At 59.0% G+C, this 11,634-nt stretch carries 14 protein-coding genes; 2 read left to right on the top strand and 12 right to left on the bottom strand.

The window, feature by feature from the left end:
* The 10 genes from VNL17_11915 to lptB all read right to left on the bottom strand — a co-directional run.
* Window positions 1-386, bottom strand: a 386-nt coding sequence (locus tag VNL17_11915; protein HXI84781.1) for a VOC family protein, incomplete at its 3' end; no start/stop codon positions are given.
* 43 nt (window positions 387-429) lie between these two features.
* Window positions 430-753, bottom strand: coding sequence for an antibiotic biosynthesis monooxygenase (locus VNL17_11920; protein HXI84782.1), 324 nt, complete (start codon window positions 751-753; stop codon window positions 430-432).
* Complete coding sequence (locus VNL17_11925) at window positions 750-1,160, bottom strand: hypothetical protein (protein ID HXI84783.1); 411 nt, start codon at window positions 1,158-1,160, stop codon at window positions 750-752. The genes VNL17_11920 and VNL17_11925 overlap by 4 nt, the downstream gene beginning before the upstream one ends.
* Before the next feature lie 151 nt (window positions 1,161-1,311).
* A complete protein-coding gene (locus VNL17_11930; GenBank protein ID HXI84784.1) occupies window positions 1,312-1,527 on the bottom strand; it encodes a ribonuclease E inhibitor RraB in 216 nt (71 codons plus the stop codon).
* Window positions 1,528-2,087: 560 nt separating this feature from the next.
* On the bottom strand, window positions 2,088-2,753 hold the full coding sequence (locus VNL17_11935; GenBank protein ID HXI84785.1) for a cupin domain-containing protein: 666 nt from the start codon (window positions 2,751-2,753) through the stop codon (window positions 2,088-2,090).
* A 223-nt stretch (window positions 2,754-2,976) separates the two neighbouring features.
* Window positions 2,977-4,728: a phosphoenolpyruvate--protein phosphotransferase gene (gene ptsP, locus VNL17_11940; protein ID HXI84786.1), complete on the bottom strand. Its 1,752-nt coding sequence runs from the start codon at window positions 4,726-4,728 to the stop codon at window positions 2,977-2,979.
* A 12-nt stretch (window positions 4,729-4,740) separates the two neighbouring features.
* Window positions 4,741-5,049: an HPr family phosphocarrier protein gene (locus tag VNL17_11945; protein HXI84787.1), complete on the bottom strand. Its 309-nt coding sequence runs from the start codon at window positions 5,047-5,049 to the stop codon at window positions 4,741-4,743.
* A 24-nt stretch (window positions 5,050-5,073) separates the two neighbouring features.
* Window positions 5,074-6,027 carry an HPr(Ser) kinase/phosphatase gene (gene hprK, locus VNL17_11950; protein HXI84788.1) on the bottom strand — a complete coding sequence of 318 codons (954 nt, stop codon included), beginning with the start codon at window positions 6,025-6,027 and terminating at the stop codon, window positions 5,074-5,076.
* A 2-nt stretch (window positions 6,028-6,029) separates the two neighbouring features.
* Window positions 6,030-6,575 (bottom strand): ribosome-associated translation inhibitor RaiA, encoded by a 546-nt coding sequence (gene raiA, locus VNL17_11955; protein HXI84789.1) that lies wholly within the window; start codon window positions 6,573-6,575, stop codon window positions 6,030-6,032.
* Window positions 6,576-6,608: 33 nt separating this feature from the next.
* Entirely contained in the window at window positions 6,609-7,352 is a 744-nt protein-coding gene (lptB, locus tag VNL17_11960) for an LPS export ABC transporter ATP-binding protein (protein ID HXI84790.1), read from the bottom strand.
* 165 nt (window positions 7,353-7,517) lie between these two features.
* Here lptB and VNL17_11965 point away from each other — a divergent pair, with 165 nt between their 5' ends.
* Entirely contained in the window at window positions 7,518-8,099 is a 582-nt protein-coding gene (locus VNL17_11965; protein ID HXI84791.1) for an isoprenylcysteine carboxylmethyltransferase family protein, read from the top strand.
* A gap of 9 nt (window positions 8,100-8,108) precedes the next feature.
* On the opposite strand, the gene VNL17_11970 is transcribed toward VNL17_11965, so the two are convergent.
* Both VNL17_11970 and VNL17_11975 read right to left on the bottom strand, forming a co-directional pair.
* Window positions 8,109-8,753: an LptA/OstA family protein gene (locus tag VNL17_11970; protein ID HXI84792.1), complete on the bottom strand. Its 645-nt coding sequence runs from the start codon at window positions 8,751-8,753 to the stop codon at window positions 8,109-8,111.
* Window positions 8,750-9,748, bottom strand: coding sequence for an HAD hydrolase family protein (locus VNL17_11975; GenBank protein HXI84793.1), 999 nt, complete (start codon window positions 9,746-9,748; stop codon window positions 8,750-8,752). The genes VNL17_11970 and VNL17_11975 overlap by 4 nt, the downstream gene beginning before the upstream one ends.
* A gap of 166 nt (window positions 9,749-9,914) precedes the next feature.
* Between VNL17_11975 and VNL17_11980 the strand changes: the two genes are divergently transcribed.
* Window positions 9,915-11,627 carry a PAS domain-containing protein gene (locus VNL17_11980; protein HXI84794.1) on the top strand — a complete coding sequence of 571 codons (1,713 nt, stop codon included), beginning with the start codon at window positions 9,915-9,917 and terminating at the stop codon, window positions 11,625-11,627.
* Window positions 11,628-11,634: the final 7 nt, after the last annotated feature.

Raw genomic sequence — 11,634 nt, forward strand, 5'->3', positions numbered from 1 at the left:
CAATGGTGTCCGAACGGATCGACGATTCGTCCCAGACGCCAACCGTACTGATCGCTGACAGGCCAAACCACGGTGGCTCCCGCTACCACAGCCCGTTCAAAAGCGGCATCCGGATCTTCCACGGTCATCACCATCCTCACCGAACCACCGCCGAGAGACTGGGGGCTGAAATTGAGGTGTTCCGGAGATTCGTCAGCCAGCCAGAATTCGCCGCCGCCCGCGGACAACTGGGCGACCACCGCTCCGTCAGGGCTGTCGATGCGAAACAACTCGTCGGCTCCGAATGCCGCCTTGTAGAACTCAATCGCCTTCACCCCATTTCGGACCGAGAGCATGGGCGCGATAGTGGTCTTTTGATTCTTAATTCTCTGCGCGTCATTGCTCATTGGCAATCTCCTCTCTCCCTAATCTCAATTGCTGCCGCCCTTATCAGGCATTTGCGGGGAGTGAAGGACCATAATGCTCGACTGTTGGAAATGGATCATAGAAATGATGCAGCAGGCTTCGCCAGCGCTGGTACTCAGGGGACTGTCGAAAGCCAATGGTGTGGTCTTCGAGACTCCGCCAATGGACGAGCAGGATGTATCGATTCGAAATCTCCACGCACCGCCGTAACTCGTGTGAAATGTAACCCGGCATGGAAGAGATAATCGCCGATGCCTCGTGGAACGCGGTTTCGAATTCATCGCAAGCCGACGCTCGAACGCTCAGGACGGCGACCTCTAGAATTGGAGTATCGGTGTCAGTCATCATTTCCCGGTAACAATCTCAACCTCTCCGCCTTCAATGCCGGTATGCCCGTTCCGCGCTTCGCATAAGGACTGCTCCTGCTCCCAAAACTTCTTTACAGCGTCCGGCGCGTGCTCGGGTGCCGCATGGCTCACCCACGTAAGAATCTCGACGAAGCGAGGTTTGCCGCCTTCCTCCGTATCCCGAACGATGATGTGTGGTTCGGCAAACACCAAATGCTCCGCCCGATATACCTGCCAGGCGCGCGAAAGCACCGCTTGAAACTCCGCCTCCTTGCCAGGCTTGACGTGATACGTAACCAACACCGTCTCAGGATCAGACTTCGCCGATCCCTGATGTGTGCGGCTCGTGGTGCAACATGCGTTCAATGAGAGGACCGCCAGCGTAAGAAAAAAATATGCGGCTTTCATAAGTTTGTTGGATTGTTAATCGGCATCCTTTCTCTTTACCATCATGCAACCCCAGCCATCGGCCTCGCCGTGAACGGACTCTGCACGAGCAGCCAATACTGACTCCAGTGCAGTAACACCTTGGTGAGTTGGGATCATGTGCCTACACACTTTAGTCTCCCAACATCTCACGCGCTTCATAATAGGAGATACGCACCTCAAACTCGCGTTCATTAACGAGTTCAGCAAAAGCGAGTGCCTGATGCCGCTCTGGGAAGATAAAACAGAAATCCAGCATTCGCGGCTTCGAGAGATCGTCGCCACCATCAAACATTCGACGCAGCACGGCCCCATTTGCGTCGTTCGGAAATTGGGGTGGTGCACTCATGTCGCCGAATGCTCCGAAAGCTTAACCATGCCGGAACAAAAGGCAAGCCCGCGGTAGTGGAATAGAAGGCGCAATCAATGTGGATACCGCCCGGTGGCGAGGGGTATGCCCATGGTCGGTGTGTCCAATCTCAGTTATTCTTGGCTCCCACCATCCGGCCAACATTTTCTCACTAGAATCCATCCAAATGTAACCACATCCCTCGTCCTTGCCTCAATTCAGAAAATATGAAATACTGAATTTATGACTAAAGTCATTAACATGAACGCGCGTGGGACGTTGACATTGCCGAAAGGAATGAGGCAACGGTTGGGATTGAAAGTGGGGTGTCAGGTTGTCGCCGAGGAGACGGCCAAGGGCGTTTTGATTCGTCCTTGTGTCATGCTACCTGCGGAGACTGCTACGGACCGACACGGCGCGAAATCCGAGAGCGGTGACGTTCAGACTTTTCGCAGGTATCCACTTAAGAAAAGACGTTGAGCGTGTCTCTCAACGTCGAATTGCTCTACGCAAACTGGCGGTTGGCCTATTCCAGCACGCTGTGAGGCTACGCGGGCATCTCAAAGTTTCACGTTGTAACGCTTCATCAGATCATCGAGTAATTCCAAATGAAACTCGATATCGTTGTGCGTGGCCAATGCGAGGACGGCGTCTCGCGCAGGAGGACCATTCTCAAATAAATCTGCAAGCTCATTCATGAAGCGTTCATGGCCGGCGGGGACATAGATTTCCACACACCGTGCCTGCCCCGGCCCGCTGTTCCAGAAGGCGTGAACCAGACCGCGCGGGCGCAGATGCCAGCCGCCGGCGGGAACGGCCGTGACTTGATTATCCACCAGGATATGCACCGTCCCCTCCAACACCCGGCAGATTTCATCGAAACCGCGGTGGAGATGCGGAACTGCGCCAATTGTCCCGGGCTCCAAAACCAACTCCGTACTCCCCAGCAGACCGTCGGTGTCTTCGCTCGCCATTTTGAAAGCAATTTGGGCAAATTTGCCGTGACGCCTGGCAGTCGGAGAAATATAGACTGCCTGGCGCGACGGCTTTACCGACGGTAAAGGAGGTGTTGTATTAGACGGCGTCGAATCCACCGCTGCCAGCGCACCCCCAACACTCGCGGAAGCCGCCGCAGTGACGAGCCACTTCATCAACGAACGTCGGCTCATAAACCCCGGAGGCATGCCGCCTTCAGATGAGCCAGCAAAATGATCGAATGTTTTCATTGGAAGACATTCTCTGCCCCTTGAGCGCTTAAACCCAGACATATATCTGTGTTTGTTGCCTCACGTTTTGATTAAGCAACGGAATGGTTGTTTATAGCCGTTCGCTCAATTCAATCAGAACGTTACGCATTTGCTCTACGCGAACTCGCGACCAGCTTGTTCTTCGTCAGGGGGTATAACCGGATTGTATAATCCGCGACTCGGACAAGGAGTTTCTGCGGGCTTACCCCAAGAGATCGGGATCGACCCGCTGCAACAGCGCGTTGAGCATGGCCAGCACTTCGCGGCCGGAATTCGTATGCAGCGACGCGGCGGCGAGTTCCTGCGCCTCGCGGAGTGTGAGGCGGCGGATAACCTCTTTGACGCGCGACAGGCTCGACGACGCGGCGCTTAACTCGTCGATTCCCATGCCGAGGAGCAGGGGAGTGAACAGCGGCTCGCCCGCCATCTCGCCGCAAACACCCACCCAGATGTTGTTGTTGTGCGCCGCTTCGACGACACCGCGGATCAGCCGCAGGATGGCGGGATGCGTCGGCTCGTAGAGGCCGGCGACCTTTTCATTCACGCGGTCCACCGCCATGGTGTACTGGATCAGGTCGTTGGAACCGATGCTGAAGAAGTCCACTTCCGGCGCAATCATCTCGGCGGTGAGCGCGGCGGAGGGGATCTCGATCATCGCGCCGACATGGATCTGCTCGTCGAACGGTATGCCCTCCTTTTTCAGGTCGCCCATCACCTGCCGGAGGATTTCGTTGGCCTGCACCACTTCCGCCACGCCGCTGATCATCGGGTACATGATCCGCACGTTCCCCTCGGCGCTGGCGCGAAGGATGGCGCGCAACTGGGCTTCGAAAATGTCGACATTCGCGAGGCAAAAGCGGATCGCGCGGAAACCCAGGAACGGGTTGACCTCGGGCGGCGTCGTGTCCTCACTACGGAACTTGTCGCCGCCGATGTCGAGTGTGCGGATGATTACCGAGTGCGGCTTTACGGCGCGCGCGACCTCGACGTACTTTTCGTATTGCTCCTCTTCGGTGGGGTAATCCTTGCGGTTGAGATAGAGGAATTCGGTGCGGAAAAGCCCGATGCCTTCCGCGCCAGCCGCCACGACGCCCTGCACATCGTGCGGCAATTCGATATTGCCGGAAAGAATAACGCGGTGGCCGTCGAGTGTTTGGGCCGGTAAATCATGCAATGCATCCAGGCGCTCCTGGACCGAGTGGCGTTTGACCTGCAACTCGCCGTAAACGAACAGCGTTTGCTCGGTCGGCTCGATGATCAGCGTGCCGCTGTAGCCGTCCAGGATCGCGGACTGGCCGTCGTGGACGAACTGGCTGAGATTACGCAGGCCGACAACGGCCGGCAGGCCCATCGAGCGCGCGACGATCGCCGTGTGCGACGTATGGCTGCCGACATCCGTGGCGAAGCCGGTAACGTGCTGGCGGTCAAGCGAAGTCGTGTCCGACGGAGACAGGTCGTGGGCGATGACGATGGTGTCAGGTGGTAGATCCGTCAGTGCGCGATGATCGCGCCCGAGAAGGTTGCGCAGGATGCGGCGCGCGACGTCATGCACGTCCGCTGCCCGCTCGCGGAAAAACTCATCGGACAATTCCGCCAGCGTCTTGATGTACTTGTGGGAAACGTCGTTGAAGACGAACTCCACATTCTTGTGGTCCTGTTCAAGGCGCTTCACGACCTGCTCGATGAGCGCGGGGTCCTCGGTGATGGAAAGATGCACCTCGAGGATGGTCGAGGTCGCGCCGGAACCGATACCGGTGGCAATGCGCCCCTGGAGTTCGTGCAATTGCTCGCGCGTCTTGATTAGCGCCTGCTCGAAGCGCGCAATCTCTTTCGGCACGTCCTCGGGCGCGATGTCATATTCCGGGACGACCTCGTCGGCAATGCTATAGACATAGATCTTGCCTCGGGCCACGCCCGGCGATACGCCAATTCCCTGGTAGGTGCGTTCGGCCATACGATCTTGTGATTATTCTTCGTCGAACTTGCGCAGGAACAACGACTCCAACTCGCGCACCGCCGCTTCGGCATCCGCGCCCTCGGCGGTGATGAGGAGTTTGGAACCCTGGCCCGCGGCCAGCATCATCAATCCCATAATGCTTTTGCCGTTAACCTGCTCACCGTCTTTCTCAACGGTGATGTGACTGGTAAATTTATGGGCGGTCTTGACGAACAGCGCCGCGGGGCGCGCGTGAACGCCGAGCTTGTTGATCACGGTGACCTCTTTGCTTGCCGTTTTGGCTTCCGAACCGCTGCCGCCCTTGCGTGTAAGATTCATGGATTCTTGTATTTTCGTTCAATTCTAGCGCGCGGTATGCATCCGCTCGATGAGCCGTTCGTTGAACTCGCGGGCGGCATTGTGGCCGAGGCTCTTCAGTTTTTGGTCCAGGGCCGCCACCTGGATCAACCGCGCAATGTCGCGCCCCGGACGGACCGGGATGATCACATGCGGCACATTGATCCCGAGAATCGTGTACGCTTGTCGTTCCAGGCCGATGCGATCGACTTCCTCTTGCATCTTGTCCCAGTCCATCAATGTGACCACCAGATTCAGGTTCTTTTCCGGACGCACGCTGGCAACGCCGAAGACTGCCGGCACATTGATGATGCCCAGACCGCGGATCTCCATGTGGTAACGCGTTGTCTCGGATGAGGTCCCCACCAACTCACGGCCTTCGAACAGCCGAATGCGGGTGATGTCGTCGCTGACGAGGCTGTAGCCGCGCTCCAGCAGCGCCAGCACGCTTTCGCTTTTGCCAATACCGCTCTCGCCGCGAATCAGCACGCCGATGCCCAGGATGTCCACCATCGAACCGTGTTCGCTCACTTGCGGCGCGAACTCCATCTCCAGCGCAATGGTCGCCGCGTTGATGAACTTCATCGTGACCATCTTGGTCTTGAACAGCGGCACCTGGTACTCGTCGCATTTCTGTTGGACGGCCAGGGGAGGGTTCACGTTGCGCGCGAAAACCAGGCAGGGGATCTTCGCCCGCAACATCCGCTCGATGCGCTTGGCGGCTTCCTCTTCACCGAGCGATTTCAGGAACACCCATTCCGCGCCGCCGATGACCTGCACGCGTTTCATGGCGAAGTAGCGGAAGAACTTCGCCAGCGCGAGACCGGGTCGGTTCACCGAGCCTTCCTGGATCTTGCGGGACAGTCCCGCGCCGCCGGCGATGAGCTTGAGCTGCAACTTCTCCGCGTGATTCAGGTAGAAGCGCTCGACCGTGACGGTGGGGATGGAGGGTGTCTGCATGTTCAGGTCAGGGTCGGCTCAATGAGGCCGAAATCGCCATTTTTGCGGCGGTAGACCACATTCACTTTTTCCGACTCGGCGTTCAGGAACACGAGGAAGTGAGTCTCGGAAATCTCCAGTTGGAGGATCGCCTCGTCGACAAACATGGGTTTGACCGCAAACTTCTCCGTGTGCACGAGCCGCGCGCTCCCTTCGTCTTCGTGAAGGTCGTGCGTCAACACCTGCTCGACGACGTGGAACAGCTCGGCCTTGCGCGGCCGATGGCGCTGCATCCTCGTCTTATATTTCCGCATCTGGCGCGTGGCCTTGTCCACCACGCTATCGATGGAGGCATACAGGTCCTCGCTCACCCCCCGCGCCTCGATGGTGAGATGGTTGCCGCACTGGAGCACGAGTTCGGCGATGTGCCGGAACTTGTCGACCTCCAAAATGTAATGCGCGCTCAGGACCCGCGGGAAGTCGATCCCGATGTGGTCCAGTTTCTTCGCCGAGTACTCGCGAATCGACGGCGTGATTTCGATGTGTCGACCGGTCACTGTCATTTCCATAAAACGTCCTCCAGCTTGCGGCGGCCCGACCGGCTACATGCTGAAATCAGGCCCCAGGTAAATCTCCCGACTGTGCGGGTCATTGATCAAAAAATCGCTGGTGCCCTCGCGCACCACCTTGCCGTGAACGATCAGGTACGCGCGGTCCACGATGCGCAACGTCTCGCGGACGTTGTGATCGGTCAGCAGGATGCCCAGCCCCTTGTCCCTCAATCCGGCAATGATTTGCTGCACCTCGTGCACCGCAATCGGATCCACGCCGCTGAACGGTTCGTCCAGCAGCATCAGCTTCGGCCCGGTCACCAGCGCGCGTGTGATCTCCAATCGTCGCCGTTCGCCTCCGCTCAAAGTGTACGCCTTGTTCTTGGCCAGCGACTGAATATCCAATTCCTCCAGCAAATAATCCAGACGAAACTTCCGTTCCTCCGCGTTCAACGGCAGCGTCTCCAAAATCGCCAGGATGTTTTCCTCGACCGTCAGCTTGCGGAATACGCTCGCCTCCTGCGAGAGATAGCCGATGCCGCGCCGCGCCCGCTTGTGCATCGGCATCCGCGTCACATCCTTGCCATCGAAAAATACTTTGCCGCCATTCGGCTTGACCAGTCCGACCGTCATGTAAAACGAGGTCGTCTTCCCCGCGCCATTCGGCCCGAGCAGCCCGACAATCTCGCCGCTCTTGACGTTGATGTCCACCCCATCGACCACGCGCCGCCCCCCGTAAATCTTGATCAGCCCCTGCGTGCGCAAGAGAACGTTGTTGTCGGGGGCATCACTCATAAGAAAGCTGTGTCACTTCGATTCACTGCGTCGCAGTGTAACAGAATCGCCCCCGCTGACAAGTGCGGCAGAAGGATTTCCCGAAATGAGCGTGAGCGGGAAGCGCCTCTGTCGCCGTGAGGAAGGCTTGACCTTCGTCGGGCGGCGGCAATACTCGATGCGCTTGTGAAATCAGTCACCCCGTTGATGGTCGCTTGGTGGATCTGGCTGGCGCTCCTCGCCGTCTGGTTCATCGCCGCACCATTTACCCATCGCACCCGCTCGCCAGAAAGCCGCCGGACTCGCTGGCAGCATGGCATTCCGATGCTCATTGCGTTCCTGCTTATTTTCCAACGGCACCGGCGCTTCCTCATTTGCGGTCCGCTCTACGGCACGAGTTGGGGTGACTGGATTGTTTATCTTGGAATCTTCGCCACGTTCGCCGGCTGCCTTTTCGCGATCTGGGCGCGCATTCATCTGGGACGTTACTGGAGCGGGCTCGTGGTCCTGAAGGAAGGACACAAACTCATCACGACCGGTCCCTACCGGTTCGTCCGCCACCCGCTTTATACGGGTTGGCTCACTGGTATGCTAGGCAGCGCCGTGACCGCCGGGACGGGTGACGCGTTCTTCGGCCTGGTCATCGTAACCGTCGCCCTCATCATCAAACTCCGTCGCGAAGAGAACTTACTGGCGACGGAGTTCGGCGATGAATACCGGCAGTTTCAACAGTCTGTACCGACAACGCTCATCCCATTCGTTTACTGACGCGGAACGTTACGGTGTCGACTCTTTAGGCTTCGGATTTGCCTCGTTGTTTTGCTTCCGCTGCTCTTCGGGGTAGATGAGTAGCTTGGTCCGGTTGGTTGCTCCGGGCTCGGCTTCGACGTCCATCTTCTGCGAGTCGCGCCAGAAGGTGATTTTCTTGCCGGTGACGACGCCGTCGGCGGATTCGGCGCGCGGGTGCCCGGTGAGCACGACCTGACCGTCCGCCGCCGTGTACTCCGCGTGGTCGCTGTTGGATTTCTTATTGTCCGGGGTATTAATGACCACACCGCCCTCGGCGATGATCTTCTGGATCGAGCGCGTCGTGTTGGTTCCCGTGGTGGTCACGACGTTTGTGCCGCCGAAAAATACGGTCATCTTGTCAGCGCGCACCGTCATGCGCGGGTCAACCGCCAGCACGTTGCCCTCAAATGTGCCGACATTGTGTGCGTAGTCCCCGTGCAACTGTTCGCTGGTGATGATCGTCGGCTCATTCGTCGAACCGCCTGCAGGGAGAGGGGACTTGACTGCTGCCGGTGCCGGCGAGGTCGCTTCCGCAGCGGGCGCGTCTGCGGCGTTAGCCGCCGAGACGGTCGCTGCTACACCCAGTCCGATCGCGATGACACTGGCCATTGTTGTGACAAAAATTCTTTTCATGGCTGCTTCGGTGGCTCTCCAAAGACCTGTTGTCCGTTCGAAATAATGACACAAACGTTGCTGCGAATCACCATCGAGGATGTCGTGCCGTTCCATTCGCCGCCGATGCCCGTCAACACCATGTTCTCGCGGTCGATGCGTACGTGGTCCTGCGTGGTGGCGTGGTTGTTGGCGCGGTCGAGCAGGCACGTCGGCGAACTGAAGACCATATCCAGCTTGTTGGTCGTGTAAAACTCTGCGCGCGCGTTTTGGATGTCCATCATCCCATCCGGGCGAATCACCGCCCGCTCGCCGATCAGTTTCCACTTCAGATTCCCGTCTTCGTCGCGTTGCGGCACCTCGAACTTTTCAATGTAGCCCGAGCCGGTGTCGGCGGGTTTTTTTGCCGTCGACGGGGACGGCTCCGCGCCGCTATCCGCGAGCAACCGCGGGGAAGCGAGGGTCAGCAGAGCGGCGAGCAACGCCATGTATTTGGCAATCGCCCGTTCCCAGGAACCGCGCGCTTTCAAAATCATCTCGATCACCTCGCGCACCGCGCCGTCGCCGCCCTGCCGCCGCGTCCGATAATGCGCCGCGCGTTTGACCTCGTCGGTCGCGTTCGGCACGGCCACGGCGAGGCCCACGCGCCGCAGCACCGGTATATCCACCAGTTCATCACCGACGAAAGCGATCTCGTCGTTCGTAAATCCGTGCTGTCGCTTGACCTTCTCAACCATGTCCATCTTGTTCGAGGATTTCTGCATCACAATCTTCACGTGTAAATCCGCCGCGCGCCGCGCCGTCGCCTTTGACGGCCGGCCCGAGATAAAGCCGACGGTCAACCCGACGCGCTGCGCCATTGCGATCCCATGGCCGTCCTGCACGTCGAACGTCTTGAACTCTTCCCCGTCGCTCGTGAAATGCAACTTGCCATCGGTCAGCACGCCGTCCACGTCCAGCAGCAGGCAACGAATTTTCTTCAGACGCCGTTGTAACGCCCCTTGGGCAACTTTCATCGCGCGCCAGTGTAGCAGAACGTCCTTATCTGACAAGCCCACCACCGATGCCGCCGCGCGCTGTGAATCCGGTGTATCGCAATTGCCTTGCGGATTCCAGGGCTATTGGCAATATAGCCCCGACGGGCTGAACGCAACCGAATCACAACTCCGGAGGTACGGTTCGATGAAAGCAACTTCACTCAGTAGTTTGCGGGTGCGTCTGGTTTTTCTGGTTCTTCTCGCAGTGATTCCCTCCCTGGGGTTGATTCTGTACACGGCCAAAGTGCAGCGCCAGGTCGCCACGGAGGCGGCGCATGACAACCTCTTGCGGATTGCCAGCCTCACCGCCTCGGATGTCTCGCGCATGATCGAAGGCGCCCAGCAACTCCTGGGCGGGCTGGCGCAGACCCGTGAAATCCGCGATGGTCGCCCCGCCGCCTGCGACGCGGTCATGGCGAAGCTGCTGACGATCTACACGTTCTATTCGACGCTGGGCGTGGCCTCGCCAGAGGGCAACGTCATTTGCAGCGCCGTACCCCTGGCCAATCCCGTCACGGTTGCGGATCAAAGCTGGTTCCAGCAGGCGCTTCAAACGCGGGAATTCACCGTTGGCGAGAGCCAGGTTGACCGGGTCACCGGCCAGGCCTCCATTGATTTCGCCTATCCCATTGAGGAAGCCGGTCGCGTTCAATCGGTCGTGTTCGCCGCGCTGAATCCAAAGCACATGAGTGGCGCCAGCCTCGTTATAATGCCCGAAGGCGCGTCGCTGGTGGTCGTGGACCGTCAGGGAACCGTTCTGGCCTCTTCTCCTCCCACAGCCGCAGCCCCCGGGCGGCAAGCGCCCGAATCTTCCCTGCTCAAGTCCGTCGCGACGTATCGCGGACGGGGAACCGGCCAGATTGTGGACGCCGACGGTGTCCAGCGCATTTACGCGTTCTCCCCGGTCGGCGCAAAGCGTGGCAAAGCGGATGCCTACGTCAGCGTCAGCATTCCCACGGCCATTGCGCTGGCCGACGCGAACCAGCAATTGGTGCATAATTTTCTCGGACTGACCATCGTCTCGTTGTTGGCGTTGGCCGCCGCGTGGTTTGGCGGCCACATGATCGTCCTGGGCAAGGCGAACGATGAACTGGAACAGCGGGTGCAGGAGCGCACCAAGGAATTGGTCCACGAGCAGTTGCTGCTGCGAATGCTCATGGACAACATACCCGATACGATTTACTTCAAAGACACACAGTCGCGGTTCATCCGCATCAACCGCGCCCAGGCGAAGGTATTGGGTCTGCCGTCCCCCGATCGAGCCATCGGCAAGAGCGACGCCGACTTCTTCCCGGCGGAGCAGGCGCAAGTGGCTCTCGCCGATGAGCAGCGGATTCTTGAATCGGGCCAGGGCTTGATCAGCAAGACGGAACGCATTCGTCACGCCGATGGCCGGCCCCGCTGGGTGACGGCGACCAAAGTGCCGGTGCGTGACGCTCGCGACACGGTGGTGGGGCTCGTCGGCATCAGCCGCGATGTCACTGAGCGCGTGATGACCGATCATCTGTTCCCCATCTTGATTGACAGCCTGCCCGACCTGGTCTACGTCACGGATACACAGGGCCACTACGTGGTGGACAACGCCGCCCATCGCCATTTCCTCGGCGTGCGCACCGCCGAGCAAGTTGTCGGCAAGACGGCCTTCGATTTCTATCCCCGTGAACTGGCGGAACGGATTCGCGCCGATGACCAGGCGGTCCTGGAGGCCAGGACACCCGTGCTGGACCGCGAAGAGCATTTCACGAATCACCGCGGTGAGAAAACCCCGGTCTCGACCAGCAAGGTTCCCTATCGAGACGAGGAGGGCAAGATCGCCGGCCTGGTCTGCATCAGTCGCATTATCGGCCAGCGGAAATAGCGGCTGT

The organism is Verrucomicrobiia bacterium (assembly GCA_035577545.1).
GTDB lineage: Bacteria > Verrucomicrobiota > Verrucomicrobiia > Palsa-1439 > Palsa-1439 > Palsa-1439.